The sequence below is a fragment of the Acinetobacter nematophilus genome (assembly GCF_026344175.1).
Taxonomy (GTDB): Bacteria; Pseudomonadota; Gammaproteobacteria; order Pseudomonadales; family Moraxellaceae; genus Acinetobacter; species Acinetobacter nematophilus.
In genome coordinates this window covers 459,775-482,255 of sequence record NZ_JAPKMY010000001.1, presented here as the reverse complement: position 1 = coordinate 482,255, position 22,481 = coordinate 459,775, and the positions used below count along the sequence as shown (strand labels likewise).

The 22,481-nt window shown below is 39.4% G+C and carries 21 protein-coding genes; 10 read left to right on the top strand and 11 right to left on the bottom strand.

The window, feature by feature from the left end:
• Positions 1-303: 303 nt before the first annotated feature.
• From OSH00_RS02330 to OSH00_RS02320, 3 genes are all read left to right on the top strand, one after another.
• The gene (locus tag OSH00_RS02330; RefSeq protein ID WP_266129065.1) at positions 304-999 is read left to right on the top strand and encodes a hypothetical protein; all 696 of its coding nucleotides are present in this window, start codon (positions 304-306) and stop codon (positions 997-999) included.
• A gap of 79 nt (positions 1,000-1,078) precedes the next feature.
• Positions 1,079-1,876, top strand: a complete 798-nt coding sequence (locus OSH00_RS02325) for an SDR family oxidoreductase (protein ID WP_266129064.1) — start codon at positions 1,079-1,081, stop codon at positions 1,874-1,876.
• Positions 1,877-1,965: 89 nt separating this feature from the next.
• Positions 1,966-2,730 (top strand): PA3715 family protein, encoded by a 765-nt coding sequence (locus OSH00_RS02320; RefSeq protein WP_266129063.1) that lies wholly within the window; start codon positions 1,966-1,968, stop codon positions 2,728-2,730.
• A gap of 466 nt (positions 2,731-3,196) precedes the next feature.
• Here the strand turns inward: OSH00_RS02320 and OSH00_RS02315 are convergent, their stop codons facing one another.
• The 9 genes from OSH00_RS02315 to sdsA all read right to left on the bottom strand — a co-directional run bounded on the left by OSH00_RS02315 (position 3,197) and on the right by sdsA (position 15,059).
• The gene (locus tag OSH00_RS02315; protein ID WP_266129062.1) at positions 3,197-4,228 is read right to left on the bottom strand and encodes an agmatine deiminase family protein; all 1,032 of its coding nucleotides are present in this window, start codon (positions 4,226-4,228) and stop codon (positions 3,197-3,199) included.
• 171 nt (positions 4,229-4,399) lie between these two features.
• Positions 4,400-4,828, bottom strand: a complete 429-nt coding sequence (locus OSH00_RS02310) for a YbjQ family protein (RefSeq protein WP_266129061.1) — start codon at positions 4,826-4,828, stop codon at positions 4,400-4,402.
• A gap of 9 nt (positions 4,829-4,837) precedes the next feature.
• Positions 4,838-5,188 carry a YbjQ family protein gene (locus OSH00_RS02305; protein ID WP_266129060.1) on the bottom strand — a complete coding sequence of 117 codons (351 nt, stop codon included), beginning with the start codon at positions 5,186-5,188 and terminating at the stop codon, positions 4,838-4,840.
• 110 nt (positions 5,189-5,298) lie between these two features.
• Complete coding sequence (adeK, locus tag OSH00_RS02300; protein WP_266129294.1) at positions 5,299-6,753, bottom strand: multidrug efflux RND transporter AdeIJK outer membrane channel subunit AdeK; 1,455 nt, start codon at positions 6,751-6,753, stop codon at positions 5,299-5,301.
• Positions 6,753-9,932 (bottom strand): multidrug efflux RND transporter permease subunit AdeJ, encoded by a 3,180-nt coding sequence (gene adeJ / locus OSH00_RS02295; RefSeq protein ID WP_266129059.1) that lies wholly within the window; start codon positions 9,930-9,932, stop codon positions 6,753-6,755. The genes adeK and adeJ overlap by 1 nt, the downstream gene beginning before the upstream one ends.
• A gap of 12 nt (positions 9,933-9,944) precedes the next feature.
• Positions 9,945-11,210, bottom strand: a complete 1,266-nt coding sequence (locus OSH00_RS02290; protein WP_266129058.1) for an efflux RND transporter periplasmic adaptor subunit — start codon at positions 11,208-11,210, stop codon at positions 9,945-9,947.
• Positions 11,210-11,848, bottom strand: a complete 639-nt coding sequence (locus OSH00_RS02285; protein WP_266129057.1) for a phosphatase PAP2 family protein — start codon at positions 11,846-11,848, stop codon at positions 11,210-11,212. Before OSH00_RS02285 ends, OSH00_RS02290 begins: the two co-directional genes overlap by 1 nt.
• A 158-nt stretch (positions 11,849-12,006) precedes the next feature.
• Entirely contained in the window at positions 12,007-14,061 is a 2,055-nt protein-coding gene (locus OSH00_RS02280) for a site-specific recombinase (protein WP_266129056.1), read from the bottom strand.
• Positions 14,062-14,075: 14 nt separating this feature from the next.
• On the bottom strand, positions 14,076-15,059 hold the full coding sequence (gene sdsA, locus OSH00_RS02275) for an All-trans-nonaprenyl-diphosphate synthase (protein WP_266129055.1): 984 nt from the start codon (positions 15,057-15,059) through the stop codon (positions 14,076-14,078).
• 419 nt (positions 15,060-15,478) lie between these two features.
• On the opposite strand from sdsA, the gene rplU reads away from it, so the two are divergent.
• The 7 genes from rplU (at position 15,479) to OSH00_RS02240 (ending at position 21,457) form a co-directional block, all read left to right on the top strand.
• Positions 15,479-15,790, top strand: a complete 312-nt coding sequence (gene rplU, locus OSH00_RS02270; RefSeq protein ID WP_010113102.1) for a 50S ribosomal protein L21 — start codon at positions 15,479-15,481, stop codon at positions 15,788-15,790.
• 19 nt (positions 15,791-15,809) lie between these two features.
• On the top strand, positions 15,810-16,064 hold the full coding sequence (gene rpmA, locus OSH00_RS02265; RefSeq protein ID WP_004828213.1) for a 50S ribosomal protein L27: 255 nt from the start codon (positions 15,810-15,812) through the stop codon (positions 16,062-16,064).
• A 232-nt stretch (positions 16,065-16,296) separates the two neighbouring features.
• Positions 16,297-16,992, top strand: coding sequence for an outer membrane lipoprotein periplasmic chaperone LolA (gene lolA / locus OSH00_RS02260; RefSeq protein WP_196076071.1), 696 nt, complete (start codon positions 16,297-16,299; stop codon positions 16,990-16,992).
• Positions 16,993-17,232: 240 nt separating this feature from the next.
• Positions 17,233-18,060 carry an RsiV family protein gene (locus tag OSH00_RS02255; protein ID WP_420909495.1) on the top strand — a complete coding sequence of 276 codons (828 nt, stop codon included), beginning with the start codon at positions 17,233-17,235 and terminating at the stop codon, positions 18,058-18,060.
• 108 nt (positions 18,061-18,168) lie between these two features.
• Entirely contained in the window at positions 18,169-19,440 is a 1,272-nt protein-coding gene (gene serS, locus OSH00_RS02250; protein WP_266129053.1) for a serine--tRNA ligase, read from the top strand.
• 81 nt (positions 19,441-19,521) lie between these two features.
• On the top strand, positions 19,522-20,895 hold the full coding sequence (cysG, locus tag OSH00_RS02245; RefSeq protein ID WP_266129052.1) for a siroheme synthase CysG: 1,374 nt from the start codon (positions 19,522-19,524) through the stop codon (positions 20,893-20,895).
• 82 nt (positions 20,896-20,977) lie between these two features.
• Positions 20,978-21,457 (top strand): tRNA (cytidine(34)-2'-O)-methyltransferase, encoded by a 480-nt coding sequence (locus OSH00_RS02240; RefSeq protein ID WP_266129051.1) that lies wholly within the window; start codon positions 20,978-20,980, stop codon positions 21,455-21,457.
• Between the two features lie 62 nt (positions 21,458-21,519).
• Here OSH00_RS02240 and OSH00_RS02235 read toward each other — a convergent pair whose 3' ends face one another.
• Both OSH00_RS02235 and OSH00_RS02230 read right to left on the bottom strand, forming a co-directional pair.
• Positions 21,520-21,897 carry a hypothetical protein gene (locus OSH00_RS02235; RefSeq protein WP_266129050.1) on the bottom strand — a complete coding sequence of 126 codons (378 nt, stop codon included), beginning with the start codon at positions 21,895-21,897 and terminating at the stop codon, positions 21,520-21,522.
• Positions 21,898-22,024: 127 nt separating this feature from the next.
• Positions 22,025-22,417 carry a winged helix-turn-helix transcriptional regulator gene (locus tag OSH00_RS02230; protein WP_266129049.1) on the bottom strand — a complete coding sequence of 131 codons (393 nt, stop codon included), beginning with the start codon at positions 22,415-22,417 and terminating at the stop codon, positions 22,025-22,027.
• Between the last annotated feature and the right edge of the window lie 64 nt (positions 22,418-22,481).

Genomic DNA, 22,481 nt, shown 5'->3' with positions numbered 1-22,481 from the left:
GCATTCATTGTAGCAAATATTCTTCAGGAATGTTGAATCCTGTTGTGGAGTATTTACGAGGAATAAATGAAATATGAATAATCTCAATTTTGACTGTATTTTTTGCTATAAAATATGACAAATGTTGGAAAATAAAAGCTGTAACTCAGTCACATTTACAAATTGTTTTTTTAGCCATTTGATTTATTGGTATTATTTTATTGATTTATGACATTGCTGGCAGTAATTAAAGACAATGCAAGATTTTTGTGGTTTTGTTAAGATCAGATTTAGTCGGATAAAACAACAACAGGACATCGCGCAATGCAATATAAAATTGATTTATTGATCAAACAAGACACTTATCAAGAGTTGAAGACTATTACTCAAAATTTAAATAATGGGGAAAAGCGGGATTTGGCAAAACAATTGGGCAATGTATTTACGGATATGTCTTGCCAAGTATTAGATCAGGTTTTTGGCGCTTTACTCGAAGAGCAGCGTAATAACCCAACTTTAGATGCAACGGGTCAAAAAAAGCTGAAAGAGGCTGAACAGATTTTTTCTCAAATCGAAGGGGCTTTTAAAAAATATATGCCTTGGTCGATTTCATTTTTTAGTAATGATCGTTTAAAACCAGTTGCAAATCATATTCTTAAGAAGTTTGAGGATTCAGAGGCAAGTGAAGTGGTGATGTATTATCAATTGGATCGCCATCTTGGAGAAGAAGCAACGAGTAATATTCAGAAAGTGATTGCTGGTGACACGCATGCTTTACCTGCAACCTTAAAAAATCTAGTCAAAATCATTGATCTTGGCGTATCTGAATTTATTCGAGATCCTAAAACATTGCTAAAATTTAATTTTGTCGTTGATAAGACCTTAAATGGTGTCATCAATATGATTACCAGTACGGGTTATAAACGTTTAGAAAAAGTAGGTGAAGAATATAATCCAAGCAACCCTGAAAAAGCTCAACATTATGCGAAGCATTTTAGTAAGTTTTTGGTTGAGGCTTAAAGGCGAAACAAAGATGTCTGATTGATTTGACCTGCCTCGTGGTCTAATATTTATTCATCATATTCAAGAGCATGATTACATGGAAAGTTTAGATGGAAAGGTGGTTTGGATTACAGGTGCATCATCAGGCATTGGTAAAGCTTTAGCTGCTGAATGTGCGTTACAGGGTGCGCAAGTGATTTTAAGCGCAAGACGTCTGGAAGAGCTAGAAAAAGTTCGTGTAAGTCTGCTTCATCCAGATCATCATATTTCAATAGCCATGGATATTACCGATGAAGCACAAGTTCGTCATGCTTATGAACAGGTTCTTGACCAAAAAGGGCGTATAGATTTGTTGATTAATAATGCGGGTTTAAGTCAAAGAGCATTGATTACAGAAACCAGTATGCAAACTGAACGCGCTATCATGGAAATAGATTATTTTTCACAAGTTTTTTTGACCAAACTGGCATTGCCTACATTTATTGCTCAGAAATCGGGACGAATTGCCTATATCTCAAGTGTTGCGGGGCTGTTGGGAACACAATATCGTGCCACATACTCTGCAGCAAAGGCGGCTATCCATATGTGGGCAAACAGTCTACGAGCAGAAGTAGCGCAGGATGGCGTAAAAGTGTCGGTGATTTTCCCTGGTTTTGTCAAAACCAATGTTTCTTTTAATGCTTTAAATGGGGCAGGTAAGCCACAAGCACATCAAGATCAAGCAATTGAAAATGGTCTGGAGGCTGATGATTTTGCAAAGCAAACTGTTGCAGCGCTTTTAAACGGTGAAGAGTATATCGTGGTTGGTGGAGCCAAAGAAAAGTTGGGGGTATGGGTATCACGCTTATCTCCTGAAACCTTATATAAAATGATCCGTAAGATGAAAGTGAAATAATTAAATCCTTCATTTTATTATACAGAGGAAGCGATATATTTTATAAATGTATTCCTCTATTTGAGTGACCTGAAAATGTAGAACAAAGTATGAGAAAATCAATAAGAAATTTCTTTAAAATTATAAGCCTAAATTTCTTTATCAGTGGTGTAGCCTATGCAGGTTTTTGTGATGATTCCAACGTCATTACAAAGATATTAAAGCAAGCCAAAATCGCTAAGGTTGAACAGTCATTGCTCGACTGTAAATTAGATCCTGTTGATGATTCAAGGATGATTATGGCTTATGCATCATGGCTTTCGGTAAAAGGGCATCCCGAAGAGGGGGATTATGCTTTAGATTTAATTCAGTTTAACCCCCATAATTTAAAAGTTGTTGATCACTATCGTGTTGCAGATCGGTTGGTTTCTGATGCAATCAGTTTAGATTCAATAACATTGGATACAGCGAATTATAAAGTCACTGAATTAAATCGTGCTTTAGGGTTAAGATTAAATTATTCAGGACATTCACAACCCAATCCATTTTCTATGCAACTTTTAAATTTGTACGATTTGAAAAGTAAGAAACAAATATTGGACAGTTTGGTTGTGACCCGTGATCGTGCAGAAACAGATATGCATTGCAATGCAGATGCAGAAGAGCGTGCTTCCACACTTGTAATGCAAAGAAGTCAAACCAAAAAATATACGGATATTCTTGTCAACAGCAAAATTAAACGCTACCAGACGCAAGTGATCTCAGAAGAGTGCCAAGAGGTGAATCAACAATTCAGCCAGCAACGTTTCACTTTAAAATTTGATGGCAATCAATATCAAATTCCTAAAAATTTTAAAGATGAATATCAATATTAGCACCAATTAATATTCATTACTCAACATATACTCCAACCGTCTAATGACTCATACGAGTACTTTGATATCCAGAGAAATGAATGTTTTTTATAAGATTTTGATGATTCATTTATTTTATACTTTTGAATTAAAGATGGTTTTGCTATCGTGAGGCGATATGAATGTCGCGATGTTGAGCGGGGGATAGGATGTACTCCTCGCTCAAAGAAAGATTTTTGTCACTTTTCATCTCTGAAAAGTGGGGTATTGCCTGTGCAAAACGATTTAAACTTTGGATTTATTACGTGGCAGTGCAAGCTTAAAATCATTAAACAATACATTGATTACATTCACTTTAGTGATCAAGAGAAATGATATTTTTACTATATGAGTGTTTCAACAGATTCACTATATATTATCTAAGTTTTCTTAAATAGTATAATAACAAAGTAGATCTTGGTTTATCGTCTGCAGTTTTGGCTAACTGTTAAGGTACTTTGTTTAAATATTGAGATAGCAATTCAGCATTTTTTCCTCTTAACTGCCATGACATACAACGAACGCCCCCACCCATGTGGCAGACTTGTGCAGACTGAACAGGAATAACCGTACGCTTGGTCAGTTGACGAATCTGTTGTAGTGCAACAGCATCTTGCTTGATCCCGAATTGTGGAAAATAAATCCGTTCAGGGGTGACCAGCATATTGGTATATAAGCCACATGCTGAACCAAACTTTTCATCATAAATTAGACTACCATCATAGGGTGTTACAATTTCATGAATTTTGATATTTGGAATACCTCGTTTCAAATCAGCCTTGAGTTGTTTTGAATATTCTGGATCTTCTGGATAAGCGTTGATGATAACCGTGTCTTTTTCAATAAAGCTCACCACTCCGTCAGCATGTTCTAAGCCACCTTGTTCATCTGCATCAATAAATGCAATATGTTTTGCACCCGTCATTTGCATCAGTTTTTGCCGAGCAACAGATTCTGATAACTGATTATCAGATAAAAATTTAGTACTGATCACCACATTACCATGACCATCTTCAACCCAATTACCGCCATCATTCAGTAATGGCGTTTGGATAAATTGAAGTCCTGCTTTTTGACTATATGCTTTAAACTCAGACTGGACAGTATCGGAAATGGCTTGAGCTTTCTTGCCGCCACCTTGTCCTGCTGCCGTATAGCGGAAAAGAACAGGTTGAGCGGGATTGGCGCTACTGAAATCACGCATCCAAATATCGTGCATTGGTGCAATCGCAACATGCTGTTTTCCCAAAGCTTTGACATAGTCTGCATAAAGCTGCTGATCGGTTAAAATCAGAACATGATCACCATGTTGAATAATTTTTTTCGCATATTCGATGTGAAAATCAAAAATGTCATGGATAACTTTTGCATAATATTTATCCTTGCTTTGTGGTGAAGCAAGTACAATAAATTCTGCTTGAATGCTCAATGGAAGCATGGCGATCAATCCTATGCTGATTTGGAATGCTAGATTTTTCATACAGCCAAGCCTATGTGAATCATCAAGAAATTATTATTTTACAGTTCAATTTTGGATATCACAGCTGAATCAAGTATAGGATAATCATGATGTGGCTGGATGAAGAAAATCAAGATCATTCAGTTCGTCACAGACTAAAATGAATGATTCTTGATTGGTTTCATACTGTATTTATGTTGCTGTACCATAAGCAAATACTTCAACCATGCCGCCTTGCATGCCAAGTTCGGTCGTGCTTAGGCGTAAACCCATGATATGTGTTGATCCGATATTTTCAGCTTCTTGTTTTAAGCGCACGATGGCTTCACGCCGTGCACGATCAACCACAGTTTCATAAGTTGTTAAACGTCCACCAAAAAAATTCTGAATCTGTGCAATGATGTATTTAAAGTAATCATGAGAAATGACCACATTACTACTGATCAACTGCCCATAACGTTCAGACGTTTGGAACTTGTTGGTATCGATACGAATATGTGCAAGGCGCTGTTCTTTTTCCACCAATTCTTTGAGATGCTTTTGTTCAATGAATCGACCGAAGCCCCATCCTATAAAAAACAGAGCCAGCGTTAATCCGATTTTAAAAATTAAACCATCCATGTATGTTGCCTAATTTGAAAATGGGTCTGGAAGTTGTGTCTGGGTCGGCTCCACAATCACCGCTGTACCATAGACAAAAAGTTCTGACGCCCCTTGTGCTATATTGGACGTTGAAAAGCGAATTCCCACAATCGCATTGGCACCCAGCGCTTGTGCTTTTTCAATCATTCGATTCATAGCTTCTTGGCGCGATTCTTCCAAGAGTTCGGTATAGCCTTTCAGTTCACCCCCCACAATATTTTTTAAGCCGGCCATCAAATCACGCCCGACATGTTTACTTCGAACAGTGCTCCCGTAAACTACATCAAGTTGTTGCTTAATACTGTGGGCAGGGACGGTTTCCAAATTACTTAATTTCATTTTTTTCAATATTCAACAAAGATGATCTGTTTCCAACATAGGAAATTCTGCTTCAAAATGCAATAAAAAAAGCCCACCGTAGTGAGCTTTTATGATCAATTTGATTTGACCTACTTTTTGTCGTTAGGATGATATTTCAATTCAGACGAAGAAGCAGGTTGTGCAATTTGATCTGAGGTATTGGCTTTCAGACCACCACCTAAGGTTTTATACACTTCAATTTGATTGTTTAGATTGGCTTGTTCTAAAAGCAATAAACCTTGTTCAGCAGAGTATGAAGTACGTTGTGCATCTAATACCGATAAGAAACTGTCAATACCTGCGCGGAAGCGGGCATTTGAAAGTTTGTAAGTGGTATTGGTTGCATCCACTAAACGTTTCTGTGCAGAGAGACGATCACCAATATTCTGACGTGTCGCTAAAGCATCATTCACTTCACGGAAAGCAGATTGAATTGATTTTTCATAGTCAGATAACGCAATTTGTTGATCTGTTTCTGAAATTTTAATGTTCGCTTTACGTGTACCCCAATCCCACAGTGGAATATCAAGGCTAGGACCTAAAGACCAAACAAATGAACCAGATTTAAACAAATCACTTAAATCCGTCGACGCATAACCCGCAGAACCAGTCAAGCTGATGGTGGGGAATAAACGTGCTTTAGCAGCACCAATATTCGCACCCGCAGCTGAAAGTTTATATTCAGCTGCTTTAACATCAGGACGGTTGTTCAACAAGTCGCTTGGCAAGCCAGCAGCAAATGCTGAATTCGTGGTAATACGTGTTACACGTTGTTTAGGCAGCAAATTGTCAGGAACAGGTTGCCCAACAAGTAAGTTCAACAAGTTTTGAGCTTGAGCAATTTGTGTCTTATAGTTCGCAACATCATTTCGAGCAGTTTCAACGGAGATCTGTGCCTGACGAACAGGCACTTCACTGTCGATACCCACATCAAAACGTTTTTTGTTGAGATTGTAAGAATCGAGTTGAGCTTTGAGTGTTTGGTCAGCCAGTTTAAGTTGTGCTGTCGCAAAAGAATAATTTAACCAAGCCTGTGCGACTTGACCTATTAAGCTGATTTGCGTTGCATCACGTGCACTTGCAGTCGATAGATAAGTATCTAGTGCATTGTCTTTTAAACTTTTTACACGACCCCAAAAGTCCAACTCATAAGAAGTTACACCTAGACCAACATTATAACGTGTCTGAGCCCCCATACCTTGGTCTTGGCGTAAAACACCGCCACTTGCACCAATCGTAGGTAACTGATTATTTTCAGTGATTTGATAAGCTTGTTGTGCACGTTGAATATTCAATGTTGCTGTACGTAAATCACGGTTGTTGGCTAAAGCAAGATCAAGCACTTGAAGCAAGCGTTGATCTGCAAAAAACTCTTTATAGCCTTGTGAAGCAATGGACGTACCCGTGCCATTATCAATATAACTCGTAGGTATGTTCGCTTGAGCTACCGGTTCTGGGCCACGCATGCTTTGACAAGCTGTCAAAGCAAGCGCAAGTGCAGATACCGCAATGCTACGACCTGAAATAGACCATACGTTTTGCATCACGATTTATGCTCCTGAATATTTTGATTTTTAGGTTTGTACTTAAAGATACTACGAATCCATACGAAGAATACAGGAATAAAGAAGATACCTAAAAGTGTTGAACTAATCACACCACCCAACACACCATATCCGACTGAGTGTTGACTACCAGCGCCTGCACCTGTTGACAGAGCAAGAGGGAGTACACCGAAACCAAACGCTAAAGTTGTCATAATGATTGGACGTAAACGCATTTTTGCAGCATGCAATGTAGCTTCAAACAGCTCTTCGCCTTTTTCTTGCAACTCTTTCGCAAATTCTACAATCAAAATTGCATTCTTCGCAGACAAACCGATGACTGCAATGAGTGCCACTTGGAAGTAAATGTTATTGGAAAGATTTGGATCACCTTTAATGATCATACCGAAATAGGTCAATAACACCGCACCCAATACACCTAATGGAACTACAAGTAATACTGAGAATGGAATCGACCAGCTTTCATAGAGTGCTGCAAGACACAAGAATACAATCAATAAAGAAAGCGCATATAAGAATGGTGCTTGAGCGCCAGACTCACGTTCTTCTAATGATAAACCTGTCCATTCATAATCATAACCGGCTAAGCCCATAGATGGTAATTTGGCAATGATTTCTTCCATTGCTGCCATCGCATCACCGGAGCTGACACCAGGAGCAGGTGTACCTTGAATGTTGACTGAAGCAACACCATTGTAACGTTCTAGACGAGGGGAACCATAGGTCCATTTACCTGTTGCAAAAGCAGAGAATGGAACCATCTCTCCTTTGCTGTTACGCACATACCATTTGTTTAAGTCCTCAGGCATCATACGAGTGTTCGCATCACCTTGAACATAAACTTTCTTGACACGACCACGGTCAACGAAGTCATTGATATAAGAACCGCCCCAAGCCATGCTCATGGTTGAGTTGATGTCAGCAATGCTTACACCCATCGCACCTGCTTGCGCTTGGTCAATCGTGATTTGATATTGAGGTGTGTCTTCTTGACCATTTGGTCGTACACCGACAAGACGTTTGTCTTGTGATGCCATGCCTAAGATCGCATTACGTGCAGCAATCAGTTTGTCATGACCTTGACCACCTGGATCTTTTAACTGCAAGTTAAAACCAGCAGTCACACCCAATTCAGGCATTGCAGGCAATTGAAGTGGCATCACATATGACGCATCTTTGATGATCATGTTGAGTGCCATGCCACGTTGAATCACTGCACCAATCTGTTGTTCAGGCGTGCTTCGTTCTTCCCAGTCTTTTAATCGGATGAAAGCAAGACCCGCATTTTGCCCGACCCCTGTGAAAGAGAAACCCGCAACACTAAAGACAGATTGAACCGAATCTTTTTCTTTATTCAAGAAATAGTTGGTCATCGTGTCAATTGTTTTCCCTGTACGGTCCAAGGTTGCATTTGGGGGTAACTGTACCAAAGTCATTACAATACCCTGATCTTCTTCAGGTAAGAATGATGATGGCATTTTGATAAATACAGTAACCAATACACCGACAACGACTGCATAAATAATTCCAGAGAATATTTTATGATGCGTCATACGGTTTACGCCGTTTTGGTACTTTTCAGCAGTACGATCAAAAGCATTGTTGAACCAACGGAAGAAGCGAGCAAAGATGTTATTGCTTTGTTCTTTGTTCGGATCATGCTGTTTAAGAATCGTTGCACAAAGGGCAGGGGTAAATGTTAAAGCAACAATCAACGACAAGATCATTGCAGTTACCAATGTGATCGAGAATTGTCGATAAATTACACCTGTTGTACCGCCAAAGAACGCCATCGGAACGAATACAGCTGTCAATACAGAGGTAATACCAACCAATGCCCCAGAAATCTGTTTCATTGAAAGCTCTGTTGCAGTGACTGGATCCAAATGATCTTCCTGCATGACACGTTCAACGTTCTCAACGACCACGATCGCATCATCTACCAAGAGACCAATCGCCAGTACCATCGCAAACATGGTCAGTGTATTGATTGAGAATCCAAATAGGTTGATGATGGCAAAGGTACCCAATACAACCACTGGTACAGCCATTGTTGGAATAATCGTTGCACGCCAGTTCTGTAAGAACAGGAACATGACAAAGAATACAAGAATAACAGCTTCAATTAAGGTGTGGACTACACTTTCGATCGACAATTGAATGAATGGCGTTGTATCAAATGCCAATTCATCTTTCATGCCATCTGGGTAGTTCTTACGTAAATCAACTAAACGTGCTTCAACAGCTTTTGCTGTATCTAGTGCATTTGCACCTGTCGCAAGTTTAATTGCAACACCACCCGCAGGTTTACCATTGTATTTAGAATCAAATTGATAGTTGTCTGCACCTAATTCAACACGAGCAACATCACCTAAACGAACTTGAGCACCCTCACTGGTGTTCTTCAAGAAAATATTTCTGAATTGCTCAGGTGTCGTCAACATGCTTTGTGCATTGACAGTTGCATTGAGTACTTGTCCATCAACAGATGGTGCACCACCCAACTGACCTACAGCAACCTGTGAGTTTTGAGCACGAATTGCGGCAGCCACATCACTTGGTGTAAGCCCTAAACTGGTTAATTTTGCAGGATCAAGCCAAATACGCATCGCATAAGAACCACCAAACACTTGCACTTCACCTACACCTGCCACACGGCTTAGCGGTTCTGAAATATTCGAGTTTACATAGTCCTTAATGTCATTTGCAGAAAGACTGTCTTTTGTTGAATAGAATGCAAGTACCTGTAAGAAACTTGCGCCAGACTTGGTCACTTTTACCCCTTGACGTTGTACATCTTCAGGTAAAAGAGCAGTTGCTGACTGTAATTTATTTTGTACTTGAACTTGGGCGATATCGGGATCGACACCTTGTTCAAAGTTTATTTGGATGGAAGCCTGACCGTTCCCCGCACTGTTAGACGAGATGTAGCGTAAGCCATCCAAACCATTCATTTGTTGTTCGATAATCTGTGTAACTGTATTTTCAACAGTTTCAGCAGATGCACCTGGATATGTCGCAGAAATTGTGACAGTCGGTGGTGCAATCGTCGGATATTGTGCAATGGGCATTTTTGTCAGCGTGAGTACACCCGCTAACATAATGACGAGTGCAATTACCCATGCAAAAATCGGACGATGAATAAAGAATTGAGCCATTCAGTCTACCCCTTAAGCATGTGAAGTAGATTTTTGTTCACTGTTTTTTTCTTGCTGAGCCGCAGGTTGAGCAGCTGTTGCTGGTTTAGGCGCAGCTTGTCCAGGTTGAGCTTCAGCTTGTGGCTGATAAGGTTTAGCAACCACTTCCTGTTCAGGTTTAACTTTCGCGATACCATCAACAATGACTTTATCACCTGTATTTAAACCTTGAGTGACGATCCAGTCTTTACCATGAACGCCAGCGGTTGTGATTGGACGACTTTCAACCTGGCCTTTTGCATTGACAATCATTGCAATCGCTTGACCTGTTGGCGTACGAGTAATCGCAGCTTGTGGAACTAAGTAAGCATTCGGAATCACACCCTGTACGATTTGCGCATTGGCGAACATACCGGGTAACAACAAGTGATTTGGATTTGAGAACACAGCACGCAAGGTCACAGAACCTGTTTCCGGGTTTACACTTGCATCGGAAAATGCCAGATTTCCTTCAACTGGGTAATAACTACCATCCTCAAGTTTTAAGCGCACTTTTGTATTATTGCTACGATCAATGCTACCTTGACTCAATTGTTGACGTAGACGTAACAACTCAGCACTGGATTGGCTGATGTCTACATAAATTGGATCAAGCTGTTGAATCGTTACTAAAGCATTCGCCTGATTTGCTGTGACTAAAGCACCAGCCGTAACAGATGAACGCCCTGATTGACCGGAAATAGGCGAACGAACAGTTGAGTAGCCTAGGTCAATTTGCGCATTTTTAACAGTCGCATTTGAAGCAGCAATGTCTGCCTCAGCAAGTTTTATTTGGGCAAGTAAGTCATCATATTCTTGTTTAGACACTGCGTTAATGCCAACAAGTTGACGATAACGATTTGCTTTAACTTGTAATGAATTTAAATTCGCTTGCTGACGCACTAAAGCTGCTTTTGCATTGTCTAAGTTTGCACGGTTAACTCGCGAATCAATCTCGTAAAGAGGTTGACCCTCACGAACAAAACTGCCTTCTGTAAACAAACGTTTTAAAATCACACCATTTGTTTGCGGTCGAACTTCAGAGATTTGATAGGCTGAAGTACGACCAGAAAGTTCTACAGTCTGTTCAACGCTTTGTGGTTGAGCAACAATGACACCAACTTCAGTCGGCGGCATTTTTTGGGCAGCACCACCAGCTTCTTGTGCTGATTTAGGATCTTTGCTGCAACCTACAAGTGCAATACTTGTTGCGAGAGCACAAGCAGTAAGGGCAGGAGCCCAAAGCTTTGCCGACATCATTATTCCACCTCGTTTAGATTCTTATCTAAAAATAATTTGTTCTGACTTAACGTTTCTGGTGTCAATATGAACCATAAAACAGCAGCCCATATGAAACCTATACCCCATCCAGTGAGTACATCTGTTGGGAAATGTGCTCCCAGATAAATTCTAGAGACCCCCATGCTTAGAAACCATAAAAAGCCCCCCAGGCCAATCCATTTAACGTGGTGATGCTTTTGAAATATAAACATAATCGAACAACATACAATAGCAGCATAAATACTGTGAGCACTGGGAAATGAAGCACCATAGGTCTGCACCATTTGGTAGATTTCATCAGGTCGTGGGCGATTGACCAGATATTTAATTATCCAACCAATCGCTGAAGCACCAAGTAACCCAATACTGATCATCAGTAAGTTTGCATACTGTTTCAGGCGTATGAAATATATATTACACAGCCCTGCAATCACGATCATTGACGGTAAGCCGCCTAGGTAGGATAGGCCAAGCGCAATACCATTTAAAAAATCTAAACGGTGTGAACTCATCCATACAACACTTGATAAATCAAAGAGTTGTATTTGGTTAATGGTTAAACCAATACTCCCAATAAGTAAACTTATACAGCCAATAAGGAGCAATACATAAGGCATAAAATGACCTAGAGTATAAAAACATGTACGTTAAGTTTATTTAATGCACTGAAGTGTACTCGCCAGTACACTTTTTTTCAAGTGAGTAAAATTAGGTAATTTATACTAATTTCTTTTTGTAAAATATTTGACATTTTGCACAAAAAATAACAAAAAGTTTAGTGATTTAGTTTGTTTTGTGGAGTTGTTTCATCTTCAAGTTGTAAAGGTTGTTTAGGGGGCCAGAAAAAATCAATAGGACGTGTTGAAAAATGGGTAAATATAAGTTTTGCCAAAGGTTTCCATTGGGAAAAACGTACCTGTCTTGCTCTAAGTGCAACGATAATTGTTAAGCTAAAACTCACAAATAAGTTAGTTAAACCAATACATAAAACACCTAGAAAAGATACGATAATTAAACCAATATCCGGAGAACCATTAATTGTCATCAGACCTTGAATAAAGTTTGCAGATGCAAAAGCAATATGGCGAATATCCAGAGGTAAACCCAAGATAAAACCAATGGTCCCCATGCTTCCAAGCATGATTCCAAAGAGGAAATTACCTGCCAGTGCACCTAAATTACGTTCAACGTAATCCGCGAATTTATTGAGTCGTTCTTGTCCTAAAAGCTTCTTCCATTTGGCGTGGGCTTTTAGGCGTGGTCCAACCTTGCGATAAACCGACATATTATCGAAATATCCTGCAATTAATCCTGATAAAAATAAACAAACACCAGCGATTGCTGCATGTGGAATGGCAAGCGAGGTAAACGGATTTAAGCTATGCAGTAAGGTCGTGGCTTTTGCATGTGTGAGCAAAGGTTCATCCATTACCCATTGCCATAAATAGGTGATGAATGCAGCGGTGGGTATTGCAATCGAAATATTGCCTAAAATCGCAATGAACTGAGTACGAATAATATTAATAATCAGACCCGCAAGTTCTGCAATTTGTGCAGTTTTAGATCCTTTTTGATGCTGTACAGTTGATGCAAGTGCAGCAGCAGTCATTGCTGGTTGTTTAGTTGCAACCGTAAAATGCAAAACATGAATCAGAATAAAACCCAGTGAATAATTCATACTATAGAGAAAAGCATGCATAAAAGGGGCGAGCACTAAACGTGCAGAAAGGATTTTAAGCGTAGCCATTGTAGCAATGATAGCGCCTGCACCTGCAGCTGCCTGATACATGCCCAAGAAACCTTTTTTATCGGTGCTTACATAATGCTCACCCGTTTTACTGGCATTTTCTGTAACTTGTAGTGCAATCAATTCACTATTGGTTTTGAGTAAGTCGCGCACACTGGTTTCGCTATAATGCGCATCAACCAAGTCAGTAAGGAGTTCTCCACACAATGGATAACGAATCTGATCATCTTCGACCAAGAGATTCAATAACAGTTCAATACGATCCAAGCATTGTTCAAGGAGCGACAATAAATAGGTCAAACTCAGGCTGACACCAATCCGCTTAATTGCTCGACGAACCTTGAACACAACATCACGGCACTGTTCAATCATCACCAGAGCTTGGTCTGCATCTGGTGGAACAGTGACCGCATATTGATCCTGATCACGGTGTTGTTTTTTATATGCTTCTATAAATTCAACGATTTCACGGTTCTGAACCAAAAATGGAGATTCATATTCCTGTAATTCAGGATAAGCATTGATAAACTCAGGATATAAGCCAATGCCACTAATTCGGTAGGAGAGTACCGTAACGGCTTTAATAATATCGCGTTTGATGCCTAGTTTATCATTGCTATAGCGGTGTCCTTGATTGAGAAGTTGAAATAACTGTTTCCAATTTTCTGAATCAATATTCTCAAGCCAATATTTATCACTACGTTGATAAAAAACCTTACCGACTAAATCTTTCAGTTCAGTTTCATCAGGTAATAAAGGAAGAAAGTGTGCACCAATACGTTGCCCAAGCTGATTCCAGAAACCATCTAAGGATAATATGCCGCTGTCTGCATATAGTCCTGCTTGTTTGTAATGATTGACTAACTTTAGTAAGTAGCCTTGAAATGCTGAAGATGCGTTTGGTGTAATGAGTAAAGCTTGAATTAAAGCATTGAATTTATTTTCAATTTCTTCTAAATTTCTGGTGTCATTGGGTCTGATCCGTTTGACTAACTCAATTAAAATATCAGGATTTGGAACAACCTTGGGATCGTCAAGTTGTTCCTGCATAAGGAGGAAAAGATCATTAAAATGTATATGCATAAGCCTTGTTAATTCTATTGAATGCGATGTAAGGCAAGTTGCGCCAAGTTATACAATGCTTGACGGTATTCAGATTCAGGTAAATGACTCAGTGCTTGGATTGCAGCTTGTGTTTCTTCATTTGCACGGCGACTACAATAATCTAAAGCACCAGACGTTTGCACGATTTCAATCACACGTTCTAAATCTGCTGTCCCACCAGTTGCAATACTCTTACGAATAATTTCGTGTTCTTCGCCCTGTGTATTGGCTAAAGCAGAGATTAAAGGTAAAGTCGGTTTTCCTTCCATCAAATCATCACCAATATTTTTACCTAATGTTTCAGCATCAGAGGTATAGTCTAAAATATCATCAATGATTTGAAAGGCATTGCCAAAATGCCCAGCAAAAAGACGGAGAGGTTCGCGATATTCTGGTTGACCGGCAAGAATGGCAGCGCCTTCTGTTGCCAACTCAAATAAACGTGAAGTTTTACCGTGAATAATATCTAAATAAGTTTGCTCTGTGGTTTCAGGTTGATGTTGTGCTTGAAGTTGTAAAACTTCACCTTCAGCAATTTCACAGGTTCCTGTCGAAAAATCTTTCAACAATATCATATTGTCCAGATCAACCAACAAGTCAAAAGCACGTGAAATCAGGAAGTCGCCCACTAAAACTGCTGTTTGGTTATTCCATGTTGCATTTGCAGTCGGACGACCACGACGCAAACCTGACTCATCAACGACATCATCGTGAACCAATGTTGCTGTATGTAACATTTCAATAATGGCAGCCAGTTTACGATACGGTTCCATTTGTATATCGGTTGCACCGCAAGCTTTTGCTGCAAGTAAACACATAATGGGGCGCATACGTTTGCCACCTGCTTCAACCACATGTTTACTAACCGCCATCACTAAAGCAACTTTTGAGGTAATCCCTTCATTAATAAACTTGTCCATCGCAGCAAAGTCTGTTGCAACAGGAGCGAGAATATCTTGCTTAAAGTCGATGGTCATCGGGTGGGAGCCTCATGCAAATGCGTTTTAAGTCGTTAGTGTAACAATGAATATGTCTGAATGTTGCTTTTGGAAGCAGACATCGTGCCTGAATCTTAATGATTTGTTCTTTATTTGTCCAAAAAAGCATAAAACATTAAATATTCTGTACATTGTTGTTTTGAGCTACATAGTAGCGGATTTGTTTTAAAAATCTATTTCAATTTAATAAAAAAATTCACATATTCAAGGGATAAACATTAAAAAAATATGATTTTTGCGATTAATTTATAGGCAATGCTAATATTTGATGAAAATGACTTGTTGTTTAATTCATTATCACTTAAAATCTTTGCCCTTGTATAACCCCCAGTGGCGTTCGTTTTAAGATCGATATATTCCTTTATCGGCACGACGACACGGGCAAGTTGGAGTACGTTATGTACGCAGTAATCCAAAGCGGTGGTAAACAGCACCGTGTTGTTGAGGGTGAAACCCTTAAAGTTGAATTGTTGAAAGCTGAAACAGGCGCAACGATTACATTTGATGATGTATTAATGGTTGTGAATGGCGAAAGCATTCAAATCGGTGCTCCAGTTGTCGCTGGCGCAAAAGTAACTGCAGAAGTGGTTGGTCACGGTCGTCATGACAAAATCCGTATTGTTAAAATGCGTCGTCGTAAGCACTACCGTAAACAACAAGGTCACCGTCAATGGTTTACCGAGTTGAAAATTACTGCGATCGCAGGTTAATCACTAGGAGTATAGAGACATGGCAACTAAAAAAGCCGGTGGTTCGACTAAAAACGGTCGTGATTCGAACCCTAAAATGTTAGGTGTTAAAATGTACGGTGGTCAAGCTGTGACTGCTGGTAACATTATCGTTCGTCAACGTGGTACAGAATTCCACGCTGGTGCAAACGTAGGTATGGGTCGTGACCATACTTTATTTGCTACTGCTGATGGCGTAATCAAATTTGAAGTGAAAGGTCAGTTTGGCCGTCGCTATGTATCTGTTGAAGTGTAAGCTTTAATGGTTCGAAAAAGGCCCGCTTTATTGCGGGCTTTTTTATGTTCAAGAGTGTGTTTACATTAAATTTACTCTTCATCATGATGAATAATTTTCTACATATTGAACTAATAACAATACAAAACTTCTTATTTTCTCAATTATTACTGGGATGATTTAGTTTAAGATTAGGTCATCTAAATAACATTCTGCATGTGGTTTTATATGCAGACATAGCAAAGGTGAACATATGAATATGCTTCGTAAAACGATGGGTGCAGTAACCTTGGGTGCAGCACTGCTTGCACCCGTCATGAGCACAACAGTTTTTGCAGCGACTGCTGCGTCGGAGCAACAAGCGACAGCCAACCTTGTCAAACAGCTCAGTGGCGTAAAAAGCTTTACTGCAAATTTTGAACAAACCACCAAGGCAACACAAGCGGGTAAAGCTGCACAGAAAAAAGGCTTAACTGCCCAGCATATGAACCAGACCTTTAAAGGGGTGATGAAAGTAGAGCGCCCAGGAAAGTTCTATTGGGAAACGACAACGCCTGCAAAGCAGACGATCGTGACTGCTGGACGTACTGTATGGATTTATGATCCTGATTTACAACAAGCCGTTAGACAGAGCTTAGATGAGCAAGTGGCAAATACGCCTGCATTGCTATTAAGTGGAAATACCCAGCAGATTCAAAAAGCCTATCGAATCACTCAGCCTGATTCAGGTAAAACCTATTACACGCTTTATCCGAAGCAAAAAGATGGTGCTTTCCAAAGCCTGACGATTAGTTTTGGGGCTAAAAATGCTCCAACACTGATGATCTTGCAAGATTCATTGGGACAAACCACCACTGTACGTTTTAACAATGTCAATGTGAATGCCGCAATTCCTGCTTCAACCTTTAATTTTGTACCTCCTAAAGGTACAGATATTATTGATCAATAAGCAATTTTTTCAATAAAAAGCAATCAAATGGTTGCTTTTTATTTCTTCCCGCATGAACAACGTCAAAATAAATTGAGCTGTGACGACGCTGATAAAGTAGGCGTTAAAAACAATCTGATTTTTCTCTAATCTGGATCTGGATATAAAAATAAACTGTTTCGTCCAATAAAATATTAGTCATTAACAATTATGAATATTAATTTGAAATTTCTGGTTTTATGATAAAAGAAATCTTTAATTATGCTTTATGACATGGTAATGCAAGTGAATTTAAAAACAGGATTGGTCGTATCAGCACTATTTTCAGTCTTACTGATCGCTACAGGTTGTCAAGAAAAGCCTGCACCTCAAACAGAACAAACTGGGACAAGCACTGCAAAATCGACGCAAATTCCATTGATCCAAGCAAAGGTCCAACGTGTTGATGGTGTTAAAAAGCAGTTTTGTGATGAAGAGGGCTGCACTCAATATGATTTACAGAGCGTAAAAAGCAATGTCCCCTGGATTGATGAATATTTTCTCAATCGAATAAAAAAAGATGTGCCTGGTGCTTTTGAAAAAGATTCAGCGCATATTTCGGCTGAAAGTGAAGCTCAGACATCTCCAAAAGGTCTCAATCAAAATTCGATTTATGTCCGTTTTATATCACAACAAAATAATTTAGCCACTTTTGTGATTCAAACCTATACCTATGCCGCGGGTGCTGCACATGGAATGTATCATAATGAATACGTAACTTTTGATTTAAGCATGCAAAAACGTTTGGCACTGACTGATATTTTAAAACCGAATGTAGAATCCAAGGTGGCAGAACAACTTTACGATGCAAACTCTAATTGGTTGATTCAAAAAGATATTACACGCGATAAGTTGCAGTTGAGCGATAACTATTACTATGGCGTAAACGGCATTGTCTTTGTTTATCCATTATATGAGTTGACCTCGTATGCGGAAGGAATGCCGGAGTTAAAACTCCCATATCAAACGGCTAAAGATTTAATAAAACCCGAGTATCTACCAAGTTTACCTCAGGTTGAGCCTGTAGCAGAGCAAGCCGCAAAACCATAAATGTGTTGCCAAATCATACAATTCGCATTTGTGTAATACGCTGTCACTGTATTTTTTGCAGTGAAGCGCTTACACTATAGACAGTTTTTTTCTCACTTTAGATTGACTATGATCGACCCAAAATTAATCCGAAATAATATCGAGGCAGTTAATTTAGCCTTGGCAAAACGTGGTGTGCAACTGAATGTTGACGAATGGGCATCACTAGAAGCTCGCCGTAAAGAAATTCAGTCTAGAACTGAAAACTTACAAGCGGAACGTAATTCGGGTGCGAAACAAGTTGGTCAAATCAAAAAATCCGGTGGTGATGCTTCTGAAATCATGGCACGCATGGGTGCAATTGGTGATGAAATCAAAGCAGCTGAAGTGGAATTGAATGAACTTCAGACTGAACTTGAAGCAAAATTGATGTCTATTCCAAATTTACCCCATGAGTCTGTGCCAGAAGGCAAAGATGAAAGTGATAATGTGGAAATCCTGAAATGGGGCACACCGCGTCAATTTGATTTCGAAATCAAAGATCATACTGATCTTGGCGAAATGATGGGCGGTTTAGAGTTTGAAACAGCTACTAAACTAACGGGTACACGTTTTAGTGTGCTCAAAGGTCCTTTGGCGCGTTTACAACGTGCGTTAACCCAATTCATGCTGGATACTCATACACTTAAAAATGGTTATACCGAAGCTTATGTCCCTTATCTTGTAAACGCTGATTCACTGCGTGGAACAGGACAATTACCTAAATTTGAAGAAGACTTATTCAAATTACAGGGTGAGAAAGAATATTATCTGATTCCGACGGCTGAAGTTCCTGTAACCAATTTTGTTCGTAATGAAATCATTGATGCTGATCGCTTACCCTTGAAGTACGCAGCACATACACCATGTTTCCGTAGTGAAGCAGGTTCGTATGGTCGTGATACACGTGGATTGATTCGTCAGCATCAATTTGACAAAGTTGAAATGGTTCAAATCGTTAAACCTGAAGACTCAATGGATGCTTTAGAGGCTTTAACAGGTCATGCTGAAGGGATTTTACAGGCCTTGGGCTTGCCATATCGCAAGATTGTTTTATGTGGTGGCGATATGGGCTTTGGTGCATGCAAAACCTATGATTTAGAGGTTTGGGTACCAAGTCAAAATACTTACCGTGAGATTTCATCTTGTTCAAATATGTGGGATTTCCAAGCACGTCGTATGATGGCTCGTTATCGCACTGACCAAAAGAAAACTGAGTTGGTTCATACCTTGAATGGATCTGGTTTAGCTGTGGGTCGCACGTTGTTGGCGGTGATGGAAAATTACCAGCGTGCTGACGGCTCTATTGAGGTACCAGAAGTTTTACGTCCGTACATGGCTGGTGCAACATTCATCGATTAATGAATGTTTAGTCAATTAACTAGATCGTTTTGTGCATAAATATTGCTTGCTACAATCAGATTTGAACATTTGAGGAATGCTGTGGAAATTTTCCCAATTTCATTAAAATTACAGGGGCAACCTTGTCTGATTGTAGGCGGTGGGCGTATTGCTTATCGTAAAGCAATTTTATTGGCTAAAGCAGGTGCAATTATTCATGTAATTGCACCTAATATAGAATCTGATCTTTTGGATATTGTTCACTCAACTCATGGACAATATCATCCGGAAAAATTTGATTCACAAAATAACCTAAGTGGTTATCGTTTGGTCATTGCTGCAACCAATGATAGTACAGTCAATCAAGCTGTATTTGAAATTTGTGAAGATCTCAATATCTTGGTTAACAGTGTGGATGATCCTCCACACTGTCGCTTTATGGTACCCGCCATTATTGATCGCTCCCCAATGATTGTTTCGATTGCAACCAATGGTTCTTCTCCTGTTCTTTCCAGACAAATTCGTACGCAACTTGAAGCTGTAATTCCTCATGGTATGGGTAAACTTGCTGATTTTTCTGGGAAATGGCGTAAGGTGGTGAAAGAACACATTAGCAATCCAGATGAGCGCCGCATTTTTTGGGAAGATTTATATGCCAGTCCTTTAAAAGAACAGGTATTTAATGACAACTTGATTGAGGCAGATCATCTGATTGAACAAGCCTTAGACAAATGGCAAAAGCCGAAAGGCGAAGTATATTTGGTGGGTGCTGGTCCGGGAGATCCTGAGCTTTTGACGTTAAAAGCATTGAGACTGATGCAGCAATCGGATGTGGTGATTTATGACCGTTTGGTTTCAGCACCAATATTGGAATTATGCAGGCGTGATGCAGAAAAAATATACGTAGGTAAAGCACGATCCAATCATTCTGTACCTCAGGATGGAATTAATGCTTTATTGGTTAAATATGCCACTGAAGGTAAACGTGTATGTCGTTTGAAAGGTGGTGATCCGTTTATTTTTGGACGAGGCGGTGAGGAAATCCAAGAACTTTTCACTGCAAATATTGCATTTCAGGTTGTGCCTGGTGTAACAGCTGCTTCAGGTTGTTCTGCATATGCTGGGATTCCACTTACACACCGAGATTATGCACAGAGTGTACGGTTTTTGACGGGACATCTAAAAGAAGGTTCGCCTGAGTTACCATGGCATGAGTTGGTCTATGAAAACCAAACACTGGTTTTATATATGGGCTTGGTCGGCTTGGAAAAAATTTGTGAAAATCTGATTGCGCATGGTCAACGACCGAATATGCCAGTGGCTTTAATTTCTAAAGGTACAACACCTGAGCAAAAAGTTGTGGTGGGGACTTTGGCAGACATCGCATCAAAAGTTGAAGAAAACCATATTCAAGCCCCTACTTTGACCATTATTGGTGAAGTGGTGAGTTTGCGCGAACAATTACAGTGGCAATAAAATTTTTCTAATCCTTTACTGATGAAAAAGATATTCTCTTTTTAAAGTATTTGGGTTGGATTCTGAAAAGTAGAGATCTTCCGTGATTCATGTTGTTTTATACGAGCCTGAAATTCCTGCAAATACAGGGAATATCATTCGTTTATGTGCCAATACTGGTGCACAATTGCATCTTGTCAAACCTTTGGGTTTTGAGTTGGATGATAAGAAGTTGCGTCGTGCCGGGCTGGATTATCATGAATGGGCACATATGAAAGTTTGGGAAAACTTTACTGACTGTTTGGCGCATTTAAAGACGCAGGGGATCGATCTGGATGCGATTTATCCTTTGACTACCAAAGGCACTGAAACACCGCATACCTCGGATTTAAATCGACCTGTTGCTTTATTAATGGGACCAGAAACACGAGGTTTACCCGAAGATGTAAGAATGATGTTTTCTCAGCAACATTGGATTCGTTTACCTATGGCACCGAATTCACGTAGTTTAAATTTATCCAATGCGACGGCAGTCATTCTTTACGAAGCATGGCGCCAGCAAGGATTTAAAGAATTAAAATAACGCATTAGAAGCCTATCGAACCGATGGGCTTTTTAAGATGGATGATGAATTTAAAATGATTACTATTTGGAAAGCCCTACATAGCTTATTGATTCAGATCTAGGCACTCCTTTGTACTCTGTGATCAAGATATTCAGTTTAATTTTCTCTCCCTTTTTAAGTTCTGAGCGATTTGGATAATTTGCTAAATTCTCTTCTATAACTTGACCAATATAGTGTTGGCAGCCATGATCTGCACGCCCAGCTGCTTGTGCTTTTTTGACAACACCTTTGATGTGCATTGATGTTTCCTCAATCTCACCAAGTCCATCTCTATTGATATAAAGCGTACGAGTTGAGGTATTTTCTAAAAGTTTAACAATAAGATCACATGAGTTTTCATAAGATGCAAAAGTGAGATTGCTGATCGTGATCAAGATAGAGAAAAATATAATCTTCATTGTTGTTATTCCATTCAGCCTGCAATGTTGGAATTCTATTTAGGTTATATGTACCCGTGATGATGCAATTTAGGGATATATTGATGGTATTTAAGAGCATCATTTGTATTTTTGCAATACAGGTGACTTATATTATCGCTGGCTCAGTTTTTGCTTGAACTAAATCAAATTGCCTCTGCGCACGTATCACATGTTGCATATTCCCCTCAGCCCAGATTTTAAAAGATAGCGCAGTTTGAGCAAATTCACGCCCCAGTGTTGTTAAAGCATATTCAACTCGAATGACATTGTTTTCATGAATGGTGCGGGAAATAAAGCCGTCTCTTTCAAGAATTTTTAATTTCTGAGAAAGCACTTTCGGAGATATACCTGTGAGATTTTTTTTGAGTTCGTTGAAATGCTGAGATTGCTGATCGAGTTGATAGATGATCAATAAAATCCATTTATCTGCAAATTTTTCAAAAAAAGATCGTGCCGGGCAATCAGGATGAAAAATATTAAAATTGAATGCATTAGTCATAAAATCCATCCTCTGTGCAGGCATTTTAAAACAAAAAATTGACCAGTTACCAAGTAGTAACTAA